Source organism: Bradyrhizobium sp. AZCC 1678 (assembly GCF_036924765.1).
GTDB classification, from domain to species: domain Bacteria; phylum Pseudomonadota; class Alphaproteobacteria; order Rhizobiales; family Xanthobacteraceae; genus Bradyrhizobium; species Bradyrhizobium algeriense.
The window spans coordinates 6,842,883-6,862,508 of the sequence record NZ_JAZHSE010000001.1; the positions used below are offsets into that span (position 1 = coordinate 6,842,883).

The window sequence follows — 19,626 nt, forward strand, 5'->3', positions numbered from 1 at the left end:
AGGCTGCGGGTCTACCGCTACTTCGAGCGTTGCTTCGCCGGCTTCTCGGTCGAGAGCTTCGTTGCACTCAAATTATGCGCGGTATTGATCAGCGCGATGTGCGTCAGCGCCTGCGGGAAATTTCCGGTCTGGCGGCCGGCGGCCGTATCGTACTCCTCGGCCAGGAGGCCGAGATCGTTGGCGACCGCGACCACGCGGGTAAACAGCTCTTGCGCGCGAGCGAACTCGCCCGCCAGCACATAGGCGTCCGCCAGCCATAGCGTGCAGGCGAGGAACGCGCCTTCGGCCGGTTGCTGCTCCACTTCACGGGGATCATGCCGCAGCACAAATCCGTCGCGCATCAGGTGCTGTTCGACCGCGGCGAGCGTGCCGCGCACGCGGGGATCTTCCGGCGGCAGGAAACCGACCGACGGCAGCAACAGGATAGAGGCGTCGAGCATCTTTGAGCCATAGGACTCGACGAAGGAGTTTAGTTCGGGATCAAAACCCCTGGCGCAGACGTCGTGATGAATGGCGTCGCGCAGCACACGCCACTTCACAAGCGGCGCCTTGAAGCCGAAAGTCTCCGCGCTCTTGATGCCGCGGTCGAACGCGACCCAGGTCATCACTTTCGAAGAGACATAGTGCTTGCCCGCGCCGCGGCGCTCCCAGATGCCGTGATCCGGCTGGTCCCACCGTCCGGCAAGGTGCTGCAGCACGGCGCATTCCATCGCCCAGCTGGTTTCATCCAGTTCGAGTTTTGCCACGCGCCACTGGTGAAAGGCGTCGATCAGTTCGCCGTAGACGTCGAGCTGCAGTTGCGCATGCGCGGCGTTGCCGACCCGCACCGGCTTTGCGCCTTCGTAGCCGGGCAGCCATGTGGCCTCCCATTCCAGCAGGCGGCGCTGGCCCATGATGCCGTACATGATCTGCATGTTGGCAGGAGATCCCGCCGCCGCCCGCAACAGCCAGCGATGCCAGGCGGAAGCTTCCTCCGTGTAGCCAGAGTTCATCAGCGCCAGCAGCGTGAAGGTGGCGTCGCGCAGCCAGCAGAAGCGATAGTCCCAGTTGCGCTGTCCCCCAAGCTTCTCCGGCAGCGACGTCGTCGGCGCGGCGACAATGCCGCCGGTCGGCGCATAGGTCTGCGCCTTCAGCGTGATCAAGGAGCGCATCACCAGGTCGCGGTACTCGCCCTCATAGGTGCAACGGCTGCCCCATTCGGTCCAGAACGCTTCGGTATCCTGCAAGGCATAGGCAGGATCGATCGGCTTGGGCACCGGTAGATGCGAAGGGCCGTAGGTGAGAACGAAGGGCACAGTGTCGCCCTCGCCGACCTCAAAATCGGCGACCGTCGTCAGGTCCTCACCGCGCGTTTCCACCGGGGTGCGCAACACCGTCATGTCCTGCCCGCAGATCGCGAGCAGCGCGGAGCCGTCCTCGCTCTTCTTGACCCAGGGAATGTCGATGCCGAAGCCGAAGCGGATCACAAGCTGCATGTGCATCCTGACCCGCCCGCGCACGCCGCGCACCAGCCGCACTACGTCGGAAGCGTTGCCGCGCGGCGGCATGAAGTCGACCAGCTCAACCGCGCCATTCGCGGTCTCGAACCGCGTCTGCAGGATCAGGGTGTCGCCCCAATAGTTACGCGAGGTGCCGGTGACCTCCTCCACCGGCGCGATCAGCCAGCGGCCGTGCTTGTGCGTGCCGAGAAGGGCTGCAAAGCAGGCATCGGAATCGAAGGCCGGCCAGCACAGCCAGTCGATCGACCCGTCACGGCCGACCAGCGCCGCGGTCTCGCAATCGCCGATCAGCCCATAATCTTCGATCCGGCACGACAAGGTGTTTCACCGCCTGATCAGAGCGCCGCGCGCGACCGCTCATGTGTTGCCGCCTTGAGCGCGGTGACGTCGACCGTCGATGTCATATCCTCGAGCGGCACCGGAAGCCGCCGCCGCCAGTTCGGATGCTCGTTGACGGTGCCGGGGATGTTGGGCTGGTCGACCACCCCGAGCAGGTCCTCCAGCGAGACCGCGAGCAGCCGCGACTTGGTTCGCGCCAGGAAATTCGCCACCGAATAGAGATCGTTGCGGTCTATGGCGTGATGACGCAGCACGTCGTCCAGCATCGCAAGCGCATGCCAGCGCGCATCGTCGCTCTCGCCCGGATCGATGCCGAGCGAGCGCTTCAGCTTCAGATCGCCGAACGAGCGCCAGCCGGCATAGGTCGAGAGGTCGTGGGTGTTGAAGGTGACGAGCGCGTTGGTCAGGTAATGATCGATGTTGCGGAACGAGCCGGCATCGTCGCGCTCGAACATCATCACGAGATACGACCAGATGCCCCAATCGGCCATCTGGTCGCGAAAGCCTTCCGGCACGGTGCCGAGGTCTTCGCCGATCACGACGCAGCGATTCGCAACGCTTTCCAGCGCGGTCGCCGCCAGCAGCGCTTCGAACGGCATCTGCACATAGACGCCGTCGCGTGCGCTGAAGCCTTGCGGCACCAGATAGAGCCGCTTCAACCCGAGCACGTGATCGAGACGGATGGCGCCGGCGTGGCGCATCGCGGCGCGCAGCATGTCGCGGTACGGCGCAAAGGACTCAAGCTCAAGCCCAACGGCGTTGAACCCGGCGAGACCCCAGGTCTGCCCGGCGGTGTTGAGCGGATCGGGCGGCGCGCCGACGCCGAGATGGCGTGAGATTGCGACCTGCTCGTTCCAGGCGTCGAACCCGTCGGCCTGCACGCCGACCGCGACGTCGAGATAGAGCCCGACCTTCAAACCGAGCCGCTTCGCCAGATCGGCGGCGGCCCCCAACTGCCGGTCGGCGGTCCATTGCACGAATTCGACGAACTCGATTTCGCCGGCGTCCTCACCCTGGCGCAACGTGTCGCATCCGGCGTCGTCCGGTTGCCGCCACTCTACCGGCCATTCCCACCACGGCTTGCCGAATTTGTGCCGGAGCACCTCGAAGCAGGCAAAGTGCGACAGCAAGGTGCCGCGTTCGGCGCGGAATTTGTCAAAATCCTGTTGGCGGGCCGGCTTGGCGTTGGCCTTGAAGGCAGCGAAGGCCCTGCGCAGCGCCCGCCACTTGAGGCCGGCGACGCTGACGTAATCGACGGCATCGCCTGCCCGCAATGGCGCCAGCGCCTCGCTTGTTTCTGAATCGGGCTGAAATTCGGGCAGCTTTTCGACGTCGATATAGAGCGCGTTGAGAAACAGCCGGCTGTTCGGCGAATACGGGCTGCAATCGCCCGGGCGATCGTCGAACAGGGTGTGCAGCGGATTGAGGCCGACACCGTCGGCGCCGAGATGATCGGCAAGCTCGATCAGGCTGGCGAGGTCGGTGAAGTCGCCCATGCCCCAGTTGCGCGCGGAGCGGACGCCGTAAAGCTGGACCGCGAGCAGCCAGCAGCGGTCGAACTCGCCGCCAAACGCCCTTTCCGGCGCCGAAATCAGCGGCACGTCCTCGGCGGTCGAGGCGTCGCTCACCTGAAGCCGGTAGGCGCCAGGCGGCAGGTCCCTGGGCCAGTCGATGGCATGATCGGAGCTCTCGCCCCTGGCGATAACACCCGATTCCGCAACGATTTTCCACTCCACCGGAAGCTTGGCGGTAGCCGGGAGCTCGGTTCGCGACGGCCGCCCGGACCGGACCACCACGGGGTGGCCGAGCAGCGGTCCCGGCGCCTGCGGCGGCAGGGCATCCAGGATAATTTTGAGCGCGGCGGCGTCCGTCACACGGCGATGACCCTGACCGTCCAGGAACTCGGTCTGGATTCCCTGGGCTTTGGCTTGAGCAAAAAGGTCCATTCGGCACGTACTTTGCACGCAAACATCAAACCGATGTCGCGAAATTGTCCAATTAGGGGAAGGAGATAGACGGTGTCTAACGCTCGGGCCCACCAACGGTTCCGAGGGAACCAAAGTGAGTCGAGCGGCTTTTTATCTATGTCCGGAACGTCTCCCTTTCTGCAAACGAAACGGGGACGTCATTTCCATGGCAGTGGCATCACCGTGAACAAAAAAGCGCAAACCGCCGAGAGCTCCAACGCCGGCGTCTCCCTTTCTATCGACAGTGCCTATCCGCTGAATCCGGATAGCAGCCCTGTGGTCGAAGCAAAGGGGGTGCCAGCCACTGAGACCGTCACCGACGAGCTCTGGTACAAGGACGCGATCATCTACCAGCTCCACGTCAAGGCCTTCGCCGACAGCAACAATGACGGCATCGGCGACTTTGCCGGGCTGACCGAGAAACTGGGGTATCTGCAGGATCTCGGCGTCACCACGCTGTGGCTTTTGCCGTTCTACCCCTCTCCCGGCCGCGACGACGGCTATGACATCGCCGATTACGGCGACATCAACCCCGATTTCGGGACGATGAAGGATTTCCGCCGCTTCATCCAGGAAGCCAAGAAGCGCGGCCTGCGGGTCATCACCGAGCTCGTCATCAACCACACCTCCGACCAGCACGACTGGTTCAAGCGCGCCCGCCGCTCGGACCCGAATTCCTCTGCCCGCAACTGGTATGTCTGGAGCGATACCGACCAGAAATATCCGGGCACGCGGATCATCTTCACCGACACCGAGAAATCGAACTGGACCTGGGATCCGGAAGCCGGCCAGTTTTACTGGCACCGCTTCTTCTCGCACCAGCCGGACCTCAATTTCGATAATCCGCGCGTGGTGAGCGCGCTGGTGCAGGTGATGAAGCGCTGGCTCGACACCGGCGTCGACGGTTTCCGCCTCGACGCCATTCCCTATCTCTGTGAGCGCGACGGCACCAACAACGAGAACCTGCCCGAGACGCATGCCGTCATCAAAGGGCTGCGCCGCGAGCTCGACAATTACGCCAAAGGCAAGGTGCTGCTGGCCGAAGCCAATCAATGGCCGGAGGACGTGCAGGAATATTTCGGCCGCGGCGACGAATGCCACATGGCCTATCATTTCCCGCTGATGCCGCGCATCTACATGGCGATCGCGCAGGAAGACCGCTTTCCGATCACCGACATCCTGCGCCAGACGCCGGATATCCCGGGCAACTGCCAGTGGGCGCTGTTCCTGCGCAATCACGACGAGCTGACGCTGGAAATGGTCACCGATGTCGAGCGCGATTATTTGTGGTCGACCTACGCCAACGATCCGCGCGCCCGCATCAATGTCGGCATCCGCCGCCGCCTGGCGCCGCTGATGGACAATGACCGGCGCAAGATCGAATTGATGAACTCGCTGCTGCTATCGTTCCCGGGCACGCCGATTATCTATTACGGCGACGAGATCGGCATGGGCGACAACATCTATCTCGGCGACCGCAACGGCGTCCGCACGCCGATGCAATGGACGCCGGACCGCAATGGCGGCTTCTCCCGCGCCGACCCCGCCAGGCTCTACGCGCCGACCATCATGGACCCGGTCTATGGCTATGAGTCCGTCAATGTCGAGGCGCAGTCGCGCAGCCTGTCCTCGCTGCTCTCAGCCACCAAGCGGCTGATCGCGGTCCGCAAATCCACGCTCGCCTTTGGCCGCGGCACCATGACGTTCATCCGTCCGGAGAACCGCTCGGTGCTGTGCTATGTGCGCCAGTACCAGGGCGAAGTCATCCTGTGCGTGGCCAACCTGTCGCGATCGGCGCAGGCGACCGAACTCGATCTTTCCGCCTTCAAGGACCGTATCCCGCTGGAAATGCTCGGCCGTACCCGCTTCCCGGCGATCGGCGAACTGCCCTACATGATCACGCTGGCGCCTTACGGCTTCTACTGGTTCGAACTGCAGGAGCGCGACAAATCGGCGCCGGTGGTGCAGCGCGCCGTGCCCGAGTTCGAAACGCTTGTGGTGCCGCTGAACGCGACCTGGGTGTCGCTGGCGCGCGAACGCGGCGTGTTCGAGCGCGACGTGCTTCCGGGACATCTGGCGCGCAGCCGCTGGTATCCGGAACGATCGCCCAAGGCGATCCGTCCGACGCTTACTTCGGCCATTCCGTTCTGCGACATCGGCGACAACCGGCCGTGGCTCGCCTTTTTCGAAACGACGCAGCGCGGCGTCAGCACGCGCTACGTGCTGCCGATGCAGATCGAATGGGTGCGCTTCGACCGCGAGCGCTACAACCCGCATGCGCTGGCCGCCGTTCGGCAAGGCGCCCGCGAAGGCACCCTGCTCGACGTCGCCACCGACCAGATCTTCATCTCGCTGCTGTTGCGCAACCTGCAGCAATCGCTGACGGTCGACGAGAGCGAACAGGGCTTGCGGCTCGAATTCCGGCCGACCAAGCGTTTCAGCGACAAGCCGATCCGGCAGCCCGAACACATCCGCACCATCGACTCCGATCAGCCCCGCAGCACCGCTCTGGTGGATAACGACCATGTGGTCAAGATCTACCGGACGCTTCAGCCCGGCCCCAATCCCGAGATCGAGATCGGGCGCTTCCTCACCGATATTGCCAACTTTCCCAACATGCCGGCGCTGCTCGGCAGCGTCGAGCTGGTCGAGGGCAACGAGAAGAGCGCGATCGGCGTCGTTCACGCCTTCGTCGCCAATCAGGGCGACCTCTGGACCGTGAGTGCGGCCTATCTCGATCGCTTCGTCGAGGAGCAACGCCTGCTGGCGGCAAGCATGCACGCCGGCGAGCGCGACGAAGAGACCCCCTATCTGCGTTACATGTCGCAGGCCGGGCGGCGCGTGGCCGAGCTGCATGTGGCGCTCGCCGGCAACAGCGAGATTGCCGAATTCGCGCCGGAGCCGACCGGCCGCGACGACGTGCAGCGCTGGATCGACGATCTGGTGCTATGCGCCGGCCGCGTCTTCGATGCGCTCCGGCAGCGGCGGGAAACGCTGAGGGAAGCCGACCGCCCGCTGGCCGACCGGGTGCTGGCGTTGCAGCCGGCGCTACCGGATTTGCTGGAAACGCTGCTGCTGCGCGAGGCCGATGCCGCCAACATCCGCTGCCATGGCGACCTCGATCTCAGCCAGTTGCTGATCGTCAAAGACGATATCTTCATCGTCGACTTCGAAGGCGCGCCGCGGCGCAGTATCGCCGAACGCCGGCGCAAGGCGCCCGCGGCGCGCGACATCGCCAGCCTGGTCCGATCGATCGATTATTCGGCAACCGCAGCCCTTGAGCGCGCGCTCAAAGTGGCCCACGATGAGCACGGCAAGCTCGGCGCGGCGCTTGGCGAGTGGCGCGACCGGGCGACAGCCGCATTTCTCGCCGCCTACCACGAAGCCATGACCGATCAGCGGCTGTGGCCGTCCGATCCGAATGCGGCAGACGGCTTGCTGACCTTCTTCCTGCTCGAGAAGGCCTTGAACGAAATCGAACACGAACTGTCGTTCCGGCCGGAATGGCTGCGCGTGCCCCTGATCGGAATCATCAGAATGTTGTCGCAACCATCCTTCGAGGCCTCATGACCAAGCTACCCGCCGAGGCCTACGCGATCATCGAAGGCAAGCATTCCGATCCGTTTCGTTATCTCGGCTTGCACAGCGAAGGCGGCCACAGCGTGGTGCGTGCTTTCATCCCCGAAGCTTCCGATGTGGAAGCGATCGGCGAGCATGGCGAAACGGCGCCGCTTGAACGAATTCACGATGCCGGGCTGTTCGCAGGCGCGCTGCCGAACGGCTCCAAGCGCTACCAGCTCCGCGCCCGCTTCGGCGAAAACGTCGTCGATCTCGACGATCCCTATCGCTTCCCGCCCGTGCTCGGCGACTTCGATCTCTATCTCCTGGGCGAAGGCACCCACCGGCGGATCTACGACAAGCTCGGCGCGCATCCGATGACGCTCGATGGCGTCGACGGCGTGGCGTTCGTGGTGCTGGCGCCGAATGCCAAGGCCGTCAGCGTGGTCGGCGACTTCAATTTCTGGAACGCGCTGCGGCACCCGATGCGGGTGCGCGGCGTCGGCTATTGGGAATTGTTCGTGCCGCATGCCCGCGCCGGCGACCGCTACAAGTTCGACGTCACCGGACCCGACGGGCGGCATCTGCCGCTGAAATCCGATCCGGTGGCCTTTGCGGCGGAGATCCGGCCTTCAACGGCCTCGATCGTCGTCGACGAAAGCAGAATCCCGCATCCGCGCGCGGCGCCGGCGGGCATCAACGCGCTGGGCGCGCCGATCTCGATCTACGAGGTGCATCTCGGCTCGTGGCGGCGCAAGAACGGCAATGAATGGCTGAACTATCGCGACCTCGCCGAACAGCTCCCGGCCTATGCAAAGGACATGGGCTTTACCCATCTCGAGTTTCTGCCCGTCAGCGAGCATCCGTTCGACGGCTCATGGGGCTATCAGCCGACCGGCCTGTACGCGCCGACCAGCCGGTTCGGCACGCCGGAAGACTTTTCCGCTCTCGTCGATGCCTGCCATCGCGAGGGGCTCGGCGTATGGCTCGACTGGGTGCCCGGACATTTCCCCGACGATCCGCATGGGCTCGGCTATTTCGACGGCACCGCGCTCTACGAGCACGCCAATCCGCTGCAGGGCCGCCACCTCGACTGGGGCACGCTGATCTACAATTACGGCCGCACCGAAGTGGTCAACTTCCTGGTCTCCAACGCGCTGTTCTGGTTCGATCGCTACGGCGTCGACGGCCTGCGCGTCGATGCCGTTGCCTCGATGCTCTACCTCGACTACAGCCGGCCCGCCGGCGAGTGGATTCCGAACCGGCATGGCGGCCGGGAAAACCTCGAAGCCATCGAATTCCTGCGCCGCTTCAACATCGAACTGTTCGGGCATTTTCCGGAGGCCACCACGGCGGCGGAGGAATCCACCGCATGGCCGCAGGTCTCGCAGCCGGTCGAATATGGCGGGCTCGGCTTCGGCTTCAAATGGAACATGGGCTGGATGCACGACACGCTGAAATATATCGGCAAGGATCCGGTGTACCGGAAGCACCATCACGGCGACATCCTGTTCGGCCTGCATTACGCGTTTTCGGAAAATTTCATCCTGCCGCTGTCGCATGACGAAGTCGTGCACGGCAAGCGCTCGATCCTCGGCCGCATGCCGGGCGACGAGTGGCAGCGGTTTGCGAACCTGCGCGCCTATTACAGTTTCATGTTCGGCCATCCCGGCAAGAAGCTTTTATTCATGGGCTGCGAATTCGGTCAGGAGCGCGAGTGGAATCACGATCAGTCGCTCGACTGGCACCTCTTGGGGCAGCAGCGGCACGCCGGCATCCAGAACCTGATCCGCGACCTCAACCGGCTCTATCGCAACGTACCGGCGCTGCACGAGATGGACTGCAACCAGGCGGGATTTGAATGGGTGATCACGCATGATTCCGGCAACAACATCTTTGCCTGGCTGCGCAAGGGTTTCGACGCGCACGCGCGCTGTCTCGTGGTCGTGAACTTCTCGCCGAACGTCTATCAAAACTATCGCGTCCGGGTGCCGTTCGCCGGCAAGTGGAAGGAAGCGCTCAATTCCGACTCCGCGCATTATGGCGGCAGCAATGTCGGCAATGTCGGCGAAGTCCGTACCCTGGAAGGCAGCATCCCCGAGCTCTCACTGACCATTCCGCCGCTGGCCGCGATCTTTCTCGTACCGGAAAGCTGACGCATGCGATTGTCCGCGGGAAGCGCCGCCCGCCTCGGAGCAAGCTGGGACGGACGGGGCACCAACTTTGCGCTGTTCTCGGCCAATGCGGAAAAGGTCGAGCTTTGCCTGTTCGACGGCCAGGGCCGCCGCGAGCTCGAACGGATCGAACTGCCCGAGCGCAGCGAGGACGTCTGGCACGGCTATCTCAACGACGTCTCGCCCGGGCAGCTCTACGGCTATCGCGTCCATGGCCCCTATGCGCCCGAGCGCGGGCACCGCTTCAACGCCAACAAGCTGCTGCTCGATCCCTACGCCAAGCGGCTCGCCGGCCGGCTGGTGTGGAGCGATGCGCATTTCGGCTATCGCACCGGCAGCGCGCGCGAGGATCTTTCCTTCGACCGCCGCGACAATGCGCGCGGGATGCCGAAGGCGGTCGTGGTCGACGAGACCTTCAACTGGGGCCGCCGCGAGATACGGCCGAACGTCGCCTGGGAAGACACCATCATCTACGAGGCCCACGTCAAGGGCCTGACGCAAAGGCGCCACGACGTCTCGCCGGGCTGGCGCGGCACCTATGGCGGGCTGTGCGCGCCGGCGATGATCGATCACCTCAAAAAGCTCGGCGTCACCACCATCGAATTGCTGCCGATCCACGGGCTGATCGACGACCGCGTGCTGGTGGAAAGGAAGCTTGCCAACTACTGGGGTTACAACACGCTGGCCTTCTTCGCGCCGGAGCCGCGCTATGCGCAAGACAACGCGCTCGATGCATTCCGCACCACGGTGGCGCGGCTGCACGATGCCGGCATCGAGGTGATGCTTGACGTGGTCTATAATCACACCGCCGAAGGCAATCACCTCGGCCCGACGCTGAGTTTCCGCGGCATCGACAACGCGTCCTATTACTGGCTCAACAAGGACAACCCGCGCTACTACGACGACTTCACCGGCTGCGGCAGCTCGGTCAACCTCAGCCATCCGCGTGTGCTGCAGATGGTGATGGATTCGCTGCGCTACTGGGTCGAGGTCTGTCACGTCGACGGCTTCCGCTTCGACCTCGCTACCACGCTGGCGCGCGGGCCGAATGGATACGACCGCAATGCCGCCTTCCTGACCGCGGTGCGGCAGGACCCGGTGCTGGCAACCGTCAAGCTCGTCGCCGAGCCGTGGGATCTCGGCATGGGCGGCTATCAGGTCGGCGCGTTTCCCTCGCAATGGTCGGAATGGAACGACCGCTATCGCAGCGCGATGCGGCGTTACTGGAGCGGCGAAGGCAGCCTGATCGGCGAAGTCTCGCGCCGCATGACCGCCTCATCCGACCTGTTTCGTCACGACAACCGCGCGACCCGCGCCAGCGTCAATCACATCACCGTCCATGATGGTTTCACGCTGGCCGACCTGTTCAGCTATAACGACAAGCACAACGAGGCCAACGGCGAGGACAATCGCGACGGCTCCAACGACAACCACAGCAACAATTGCGGCCATGAGGGCCCGACCAGCGACGCCGCGATCGTTGCGCTGCGCCGGCAGCTCCGCAAGAACCAGCTCGCCTGCCTGTTCCTCGCGCAAGGCACGCCCCTGCTGCTGGCCGGCGACGAGGTCGGCAATTCGCAGAACGGCAACAATAACGCCTATTGCCAGGACAACGAGACCGGCTGGGTGAACTGGGACAATCTTGGCAAGCAGGGCGACGACCTCACCGATTTCGTCAGCCACATGACCGCGCTGCGCCGGCGCTTCGCCCAACTGCGCTGCCAGCGCTGGCTCTCCGGGCGGCGCAAGGATGGCTCCTATGGCGTGCTGTGGCTGACGCCGGCGGCCGAGGAGATGCAGGAAGCCGACTGGAATTTTCCGGAGGGACGATTCCTCGCCTTTGTACTGGGGCCGATGGAACAAGGTCAGCCGCCGATCTTTATCGTCCTGAATGCCGCGCCTGAAGAGATCGCTTTCAAATTGCCCGAAATGCCCGAGTACAAAAACTGGCAGCAGGTGCTGAACACGACCGAGGCCGTGCAGAGCCCGACCAGACTGGCTTCGGGCGCCGCGACCAGCGCGCCGCCGCGGTCGGTGCGTGCCTTTGCGGGCACGGCATGAACGACCGGCAATTCGGCCCGTGTCTGGCAAACTACGGCACGCGGTTTCGGCTGTGGGCGCCCGCGGCGAAACGCGTCGATGTCATGCTGGAGCAGCCTCACGCGATGAAGCGCGGCGAGGACGGCTGGTTCACGGCCGACATCGCCGGCGTGAAGGCCGGCGCGCGCTACAAATTCCGCATCGATGACGAGATCGACGTGCCGGATCCGGCGTCGGCGTTTCAGCCCAATGATGTCTTCGGCCCGAGCGAAGTGATCGATCATCAAGCCTATCCATGGCAAGCCGCAGCCTGGCGCGGCCGGCCGTGGCAGGAGGCGGTAATCGTCGAGACCCATGTCGGGACTTTCACTAGGGAAGGCAGCTATCGCGCGATGATCGACAGGCTCGATCATCTCGCAGAGACCGGCATCACTGCGCTGGAATTGATGCCGCTGGCGGATTTCGCGGGTGCGCGCAACTGGGGCTATGACGGTGTGCTGTGGTACGCGCCCGACAGCGCCTATGGGCGACCCGAAGATCTCAAGGCGCTGATCGACGCGGCGCATCTGCGCGGGCTGATGGTGATGCTCGACGTGGTCTATAACCATTTCGGCCCCGAAGGAAATTATCTCGGCCGCTATGCGCCCACCTTCTTCACCGAAGCGCACACACCCTGGGGCAGCGCGATCGATTATCGCGTGAAGGAAGTCCGTGCGTTTGCGATCGAGAATGCGCTGTCCTGGCTGCGCGACTATCGCTTCGACGGGCTGCGGCTCGATGCCGTCAACTCGATCGTCGAGCCGGGCGGGTTGTCGCTGCTGCACGATCTCAGTGCCGCCGCCGGCAAGCTCGCCGCGGAAACCGGCCGGCACATTCACCTCGTGCTGGAAAACGGCGACAACCGCGCCAGCATTCTGGACGCCGCGCAAGACCCGCCGCAGGGCAAATACCGCGCGCAGTGGAACGACGATTATCACCACGCCTGGCGCGTGCTGATGACCGGCGAGAAGCAGGGCTATTATGGCGACTACCAGCGCTCGCCGATCTCGGATATTGCCCGCTCGCTGTCATCCGGCTTCGTCTATCAGGGAGAACCGTCGGCGTTTCGCGGCGGCAAGCGCGGTGAGCCGAGCGGCCATCTGGCACCGACAGCCTTCATCAACTTCCTGCAGAACCACGACCAGATCGGCAATCGCGCGCTGGGCGACCGGCTCGAAAGCTATACGGATGCGCAAGCGATCGAAGCCGCGCTCGCCGTGCTGCTGTTGGCGCCATCCATTCCCATGCTGTTCATGGGCGAAGAATGGGGCTCGAAGGCGCCCTTCCCGTTTTTTTGCGATTTCGGCGGCGACCTCGCCGATGCCGTCCGCAAGGGCCGCCGCAGCGAATATGCCTGGGCCTATTCGGAATTCGGCGACGAGGTGCCGGACGCACTCGATCCATCGACGCGCGATTCCGCCGTGCTGGACTGGAAAGAGCGCGACGCGCCGGCAGCACGGAAACGGCTGACGCTGGTGCGGGAGCTGCTAAAAGTCCGCCAGCAGCAGATTGTCCTGCGGCTCGCGGGCGCGGAATTCGGCGAGGCGCACGCGGGCGACAACCACCTGCTGACGGCCAATTGGCAGATGGGCGATGGCGTCACGCTTCACCTGCTCGCCAACCTGTCGGACCGGGCCATCAGCCATGCGCCCGGAATGCCCACGGGAACCCTGATCTGGGGCAGCGAGTTGGGCGACAGCGTCCCGCCATGGACGGTGCTCTGGCGCATCGGATAGGACAATGCCCCCGGCGATCCCGATCGCGACCTATCGCCTGCAACTATCGGCGGATTTCGATTTCGACGCCGCCGCGTCCGTGGTGCCCTACCTGAAGGCGCTCGGCATCACCCATCTCTATGCCTCGCCCTTCATGCGGGCCCGCAAGGGTAGCGCGCATGGCTATGACGTCACCGACCACGCCCAGTTCAATCCGGAGCTCGGCGGCGAGGAAGGCTTCGAGCGGCTGAGCGCCGTGCTGCGGCAACACAATCTCGGGCTGATCCTCGACTTCGTGCCCAACCATGTCGGCGTGCACTACGACGATAATCCCTGGTGGCTTGACGTGCTGGAGTGGGGTCCGGCCTCGCCGCACGCAGCCTCCTTCGACATCGACTGGGAGCAGTTGCCGTATCGTGCACGCGGCGGCGTGCTGCTGCCGATCATCGGCTCGTCCTACGGACAGGCGCTGGAAAACGGCGAGATCGAACTGCGCTACGATCCCGCCGAAGGCAGTTTCTCAGCCTGGTATTTCGAGCACCGGCTGCCGATCGCGCCGGAACGTTACGGCGAAATCCTGCGCATGATCGTCAAGGACGCTGGTGCGGAAGAGAGCGCGCCCGGCAAAGCCATGCTTGCGCTGGCCTCCCGTTATCAGGGGCCGCGACGCCCCAACCGCAAGGAAGCGCCTTCCTTCAAGACTGAACTGAAAGGCATCGCTGATGCCGCCGACATCATCGCGCGTGGGCTATCGGCCTATCGCGCCGGGCCGGATCGCACCACGTCGACGCTTTCACTGCACCATCTGCTCGAGCGCCAGCATTACAAGCTCGGCCACTGGCGGCTCGCGTCCAGCGACATCAACTACCGGCGCTTCTTCGACATCAATACGCTGGCGGGCTTGCGCGTCGAGGACGCCGGCACCTTCGAGGCGATCCATCGGCTGGTCAAACGGCTGATTGCGGAGGGAAAGCTTCACGGGTTGCGGCTCGACCACATCGATGGCCTGCGCGATCCCGCGCAGTATTTCCAGCGCCTGCGCCGGCTGGTCCGCGACGCGCATGGCGGCCGCAGCAGGCCCTTCTATGTGGTGATCGAGAAAATTCTCGGCGAACACGAAAAGCTGCCGTCATTCGCCGGCGTTCACGGCACCACCGGCTATGAGTGGATGAACGTCATCACCCTTGTGCTGACCGACGGAAGCGGCCTGGAGCCGCTCGATGAGATCTGGCGGCAGGTCAGCAACCAGTCGCCAAAACTCGAACCGATCCTGCGGGATGCAAAACGCCGCGTGCTGGAAACGCTGCTGACCAGCGAGTTTACGGTGCTGACACGCCTCCTGGCGCGGATTGCCAGCGGACATTACTCCACCCGCGACTATTCCGCCGACAGCCTGCGACAGGCGCTCGAGCTCTACGTGCTGCACTTCCCGGTGTACCGCACCTACCTGACATCCTCAGGGCTATCAGCGCATGATCGCGAGTTGATATCAGGGACGATCGAACGGGCGCGCGCCGATTGGTTTGCCGCCGACGACGGCATTTTTGATTTCCTGCGCGACACCCTGACGATGGACCTGATCAAGCCCGGGAGCGCGCACCACAGCGCGCCGCGCGTCAGACGTTTCGCATTGAAGGTGCAGCAGTTCACCGGCCCCATGATGGCGAAGTCGCTGGAGGACACGACGTTCTACCGCTACCACCGCCTGCTCGCCCTCAATGAGGTCGGCGGCGACCCAGCGGCAAGAGCGCTTTCCGCCGCCGAGTTTCATCGGATGATGCGGGCCCGCGCCGGCGAATGGCCGCACGGCATGACGGCGACTGCGACGCATGACACCAAGCGCGGCGAAGATGCGCGGGCACGCATCATGGCGCTTTCGGAAATTCCGGGCGAATGGACCAGCGCCGTGGCCCGATGGAAGCTGCTCAACGCGCCGCAACTGCTCGTCGATGGCGATTTTCGCGCGCCGTCGGCAACATTCGAATACATGCTGTATCAGGCGCTGCTCGGGGCATGGCAGCCGGACGACGCTTCGTTTCCGCAGCGGATGCAGGAATATGCGCTGAAGGCTGCGCGCGAGGGCAAGCAGGAAACGAGCTGGCTCAATCCTCACGCAGCCTATGAGGAGGGCGTAAAAAGCTTCGTCGAAAAAATTCTCGATCCTTCACTCTCAGGCGAATTCCTGAACTCGCTGCAGACGCTGGCGCAGCGGTTATCGCTGCTGGGCGTACTGAACTCGCTCAGTCAGATCACGCTGAAGGCCATGATGCCGGGCGTGCCGGATTTCTATCAGGGCACGGAGCTCTGGGATTATTCACTGGTCGATCCCGACAACCGGCGGCCGGTCGACTTTGCCGAACGCGCAGGGCGGCTCGACGCGCTGGAGAAACCGGATTGGGACCGACTGGTCGAGAAGTGGCCGAGCGGCCATCTGAAGTTGGCCTGGACACGGCACCTGCTCAAGCTTCGAACCGGGCTCGCCGATATATTCACCGGCGGAGAGTACGCGCCTTTGGAAGTGAGCGGGCCGCATCGCGACCATTTCATCGCGTTCGCCCGACGGCGCGGCCGCGAGGCCGCGATCACCGTGGTCACGCGGTGGTTTGCGCCGTTGACCGACGGCGGCCGACATTGGCCTGGTCCGGAGAACTACGATGCCGCGCTAAACGTCGAAGGCTATGCGGTCGAAGGCTTTGCCGATGCCGATGCCAGACAATTGCGCCTGTCCGACCTGCTGACGCATCTGCCGGTCGCCGTGCTGAAAGCAAGATTCACCGGCGTGGTAAAGCCGGCGCGCGAACGCGCGCACACCTAGCGACTCATGTTTTGACGCGTTTTCTTGACGCGAACCGGTATCCACTTCGCTCGAAAACGCTATGGCGACGTCAGCTTTTCTTGGTCAGCAACAGCTTGCCGCGGTTCTGGATTGCAGCCTGGGCCACCTCGGCAAAACGCTGCAACAGCCACGGGAGCACGACTTCCACTTGCACATGATCTTCCGCGACGTCGACATGGCCGGCCGCGGCCTGCCCGAGGGCGCGCACGCGGAAGATCATGCGGTTGTCTTCCCATCGCTCCTCATCGACGCTCAGCACCGGCACGCTGGAAGCGGCGCGCGAAAGCCCCGTCTTCAGGCGGCGCATGGCTTCCTCGCGTCCGAGGCTATGCGGGATCGAAACCACCAGCGGCTTGGTCATGGCAAAAATCTCTCTGTTATCCAACTGCATGTAATTACACGCGCTTCGAAAAGAAGGGCCGCGCGCAATATCGCGGCGCAAAACGGAACTTAGGTGACTCCCGGTTGTTGTTCCCTGTGATGGGCAGAACATGCAGAACGCCCCGCTCGGGCTGAGGAGAAGTTTATGTCTATCGGCACAATCATTCTGATCATTCTTATTATCGCCCTGCTCGGCGGCTTCAGCGGCGTCGGCGGTGGACCGTTCTACGGCACGGGCTATTACGGCGGCGGCGGTCTTGGTCTTGTGATCGTGATCCTGCTGATCCTGCTGCTGCTCGGGAAGCTTTAGGGAGCGCGGCGGCGAAACGTAGGGTGGGCAAAGGCGCTCTTGCACCATGCCCACCTGTTCTTTTGCTATCGAATGGTGGGCACGCTTCGCTTTGTCCACCCTACTTCTACAGCTTCCCAGCCAGCTTCTTCATCGCCGCCTTGATCGACGCTGCCGCATCGTCGTAGCCGTCCCATGCCTTGGTCTTCGCCAGCAGCGCCGGCACGGTGCGCACTGTATACTTCTTCGGATCGAGATCGCCGCGTACCTGGGGCCAAGTCAGCGGCATCGAGACGGTGGCGCCGTCGCGCGCACGCGGCGACAACACGGCAACCGCTGTCGACAGCCGGTCGTTGCGGAGGTAGTCGAGGAAGATCTTTCCCTTGCGCAGCTTCTTCGACATGTTGAGCAGATAGCGCTCGGGGTCATCGTTCGCCATCCACTGGCAAATGTCTTGCGCAAACGCCTTGGCCTCCTTCCAGGTAACCTTGTCCCTTGAGCCGTGGAGCAGCGGCGTCACGATATGCATGCCCTTGCCGCCGGTGGTCTTGCAGAAGCTTTCAAGGCCGACCACCGTCAGCCGCTGCCGCATATCCTTGGCAGCCTCGATCACCTCCGAAAATTCAACGTTGGGTGCGGGATCGAGATCGAACACCAGCCGCCCCGGCGTGTCGTAATCATCGGGCGCGCAATTCCAGGGATGCAGCTCCAGCCCACCGATCTGCGCCACCGCCGCCAATCCCTCGACCTGATCGATCTGCAAATAGGGTTTGCGGTCGCCCGCGACCTTGGCAAGCTTCAGGAGATCGGAGCCGCCCTGCATGGCGTGACGCTGGAAGAATTTTTCGCCGTTGATGCCGTCGGGCGCGCGGAGAATCGAGCACGGACGGCCCTTGAGGTGGGCGATCATCCACACACCGACCGCCTCGAAATATTGCGCGAGGTCGAGCTTGGTGACGCCCTCGCCGTCGCCGCCATCGGGCCACAACGCCTTGTCGGGTTTTGAGATCGTAACACCCATCACCTCGGCCGATTTGACCGATGATTTCGCGGACCGCGTTACGGGCTTTGCAATTTGGGTCATGGCAGGCCTCTCCGCGCGTATCTCCTTCGCCGGCTTGTCCTGACGCAGCCCCTTGAACGCGGCCTGCCTGATGTTGCCGCCATCGGTCCAGCCCGCGAACTCGACCTCGGCGACCAATTCAGGCCTCAGCCAGTGCACGTCACGGGTCTTCTTCGGCGCATCCTTGCCGCCGAACGGGCTCTTGTCCGAGGCTGCCGCCTTCAACGCCGGCGTGATGCGCCGAACGACGTCCTGCCCGAAGCCGGTGCCGACGAGGCCGACGAACACCAGATGACCGCCGCGATAGACGCCCGCCATCAGCGAACGGAATTTGCCGTTGGTCGTCTTCCAGCCACCGAGCACGACCTCCTGCCCGCCGCGAATCTTGGCCTTGGTCCAGCTCTCGGTGCGTCCCGAGCGGTAGGGCGCATCCAGCTTCTTGGAGACGATGCCTTCCAGTTCCAGTTTCTTTGCCGATTCCAGTACGGCAGCACCGCGGTCCTCGAAATGATCGACGTAGCGGATCAGCTTTTCTGTTCCGCTCCGTCGCTCCAGTAGGCGCTTCAAGCGTTCCTTGCGTTCTCGCAGCGGCAGCGCGCGCAAATCCTCACCTTTGGCAAACAGGAGATCGAACGCAAAGAAAATGAGGTTACCGGTCTTGTTGTCGGCGATCGCTGCCTGCAGCGGCGAAAAGCTGGGCACGCCGTTGTGGTCCAGCGCGACAATTTCGCCGTCGATCAGCGCATCGGGCAGCGCCTTGGCTGCTTTCGCGATGGCGCCGAACTTGTCGGTCCAGTCCAGCCCCTTGCGGGTCAACAACGCTACGTCGCCATCCTCGATCCGCAGTTGCACGCGGTAGCCGTCGAACTTGACTTCATGGCACCAGCCGTCCGCGTTCGGCGGCCGCTCGACGGAGGCGCAGAGCTGCGGCGCGACGAAATCCGGCATCGCGGAAACCTTCTTCGGCTTGGCGCTTTGCACCGGTGCGCGGGTCCTGGTCTCCGGCGTCGCCCGCAGGGCTGCTGTTTTCCTGCTGGGGCGCGCGTCAGCCACTTCGCCCCGGTTCGAATGCCAGACCGCATCGGCCTTCGCCTTGCCCTTGGCCAGCATGAATGGCTTTGGTGCCTTGCCCTTGCCTTCGGCGATCTGCGCCATCGATCGCCCGGAGGCGACGGAGCGGTCCTCTTCCAGAATATCGTTGGCCTCGCCTTCTCGTGCGAATTCGTCGCGATGCTTGATCAGGAGCCAGTTGGTGCGCTTGCCGCCGTAGCGGTCGCCCTTCATCCGGACCAGCACCCAGCTGCCGTGCAGCTTGTCGCCGTGCAGGGTGAACTTCAGATCCCCCTTCTTGAATCCGCGCTCGGGATCATCGGATTCCCAGTAGCCGCGATCCCAAAGCTGAACGGTACCGCCGCCATATTCGCTTTCGGGAATGGTGCCTTCGAAGTCGCCGTAATCGAGCGGATGGTCCTCGACCTCGACCGCCAGCCGCTTGTCGTGCGGATCAAGCGACGGACCCTTGGTGACTGCCCAGGACTTGAAGACGCCGTCGAACTCTAGCCGGAGATCGTAATGCAGGCGGGTTGCGTCATGCTTCTGGATCACGAATCGCCATTGCTTCGCCGGCGCGACCTTGACGTCGCCGGAGGGCTCGGCGGTCTTGCCGAAATCGCGCTTCTTCCGGTACGTGCTGAGTTTCTTCAACGCCACGGGCAAACCTCGACCT

At 63.8% G+C, this 19,626-nt stretch carries 10 protein-coding genes; 6 read left to right on the forward strand and 4 right to left on the reverse strand.

Annotation, left to right across the window (positions count from 1 at the left end):
• Positions 1-17: 17 nt before the first annotated feature.
• Together V1294_RS32890 and malQ are read right to left on the reverse strand one after the other, a co-directional pair.
• Positions 18-1,817, reverse strand: coding sequence for a glycoside hydrolase family 15 protein (locus tag V1294_RS32890; protein WP_334503066.1), 1,800 nt, complete (start codon positions 1,815-1,817; stop codon positions 18-20).
• 17 nt (positions 1,818-1,834) lie between these two features.
• Positions 1,835-3,784 carry a 4-alpha-glucanotransferase gene (gene malQ, locus V1294_RS32895; RefSeq protein WP_334503068.1) on the reverse strand — a complete coding sequence of 650 codons (1,950 nt, stop codon included), beginning with the start codon at positions 3,782-3,784 and terminating at the stop codon, positions 1,835-1,837.
• Between the two features lie 315 nt (positions 3,785-4,099).
• On the opposite strand from malQ, the gene treS reads away from it, so the two are divergent.
• From treS to treY, 5 genes are read left to right on the forward strand one after another with little or no spacing between them, the layout of a single operon-like run.
• Positions 4,100-7,375 carry a maltose alpha-D-glucosyltransferase gene (treS, locus tag V1294_RS32900; RefSeq protein WP_334503070.1) on the forward strand — a complete coding sequence of 1,092 codons (3,276 nt, stop codon included), beginning with the start codon at positions 4,100-4,102 and terminating at the stop codon, positions 7,373-7,375.
• Positions 7,372-9,519 carry a 1,4-alpha-glucan branching protein GlgB gene (gene glgB / locus V1294_RS32905; protein WP_334484689.1) on the forward strand — a complete coding sequence of 716 codons (2,148 nt, stop codon included), beginning with the start codon at positions 7,372-7,374 and terminating at the stop codon, positions 9,517-9,519. The genes treS and glgB overlap by 4 nt, the downstream gene beginning before the upstream one ends.
• A 3-nt stretch (positions 9,520-9,522) precedes the next feature.
• Positions 9,523-11,598, forward strand: a complete 2,076-nt coding sequence (glgX, locus tag V1294_RS32910) for a glycogen debranching protein GlgX (protein WP_334503072.1) — start codon at positions 9,523-9,525, stop codon at positions 11,596-11,598.
• The gene (gene treZ, locus V1294_RS32915) at positions 11,595-13,352 is read left to right on the forward strand and encodes a malto-oligosyltrehalose trehalohydrolase (RefSeq protein ID WP_334503074.1); all 1,758 of its coding nucleotides are present in this window, start codon (positions 11,595-11,597) and stop codon (positions 13,350-13,352) included. Before glgX ends, treZ begins: the two co-directional genes overlap by 4 nt.
• A 4-nt stretch (positions 13,353-13,356) precedes the next feature.
• Entirely contained in the window at positions 13,357-16,146 is a 2,790-nt protein-coding gene (treY, locus tag V1294_RS32920; protein ID WP_334503076.1) for a malto-oligosyltrehalose synthase, read from the forward strand.
• Between the two features lie 70 nt (positions 16,147-16,216).
• On the opposite strand, the gene V1294_RS32925 is transcribed toward treY, so the two are convergent.
• Positions 16,217-16,528, reverse strand: coding sequence for a polyhydroxyalkanoic acid system family protein (locus V1294_RS32925; protein ID WP_212420724.1), 312 nt, complete (start codon positions 16,526-16,528; stop codon positions 16,217-16,219).
• Positions 16,529-16,693: 165 nt separating this feature from the next.
• Between V1294_RS32925 and V1294_RS32930 the strand changes: the two genes are divergently transcribed.
• Complete coding sequence (locus tag V1294_RS32930; protein ID WP_082649702.1) at positions 16,694-16,858, forward strand: DUF3309 family protein; 165 nt, start codon at positions 16,694-16,696, stop codon at positions 16,856-16,858.
• Between the two features lie 106 nt (positions 16,859-16,964).
• Here the strand turns inward: V1294_RS32930 and ligD are convergent, their stop codons facing one another.
• Entirely contained in the window at positions 16,965-19,610 is a 2,646-nt protein-coding gene (ligD, locus tag V1294_RS32935) for a DNA ligase D (protein ID WP_334503080.1), read from the reverse strand.
• Between the last annotated feature and the right edge of the window lie 16 nt (positions 19,611-19,626).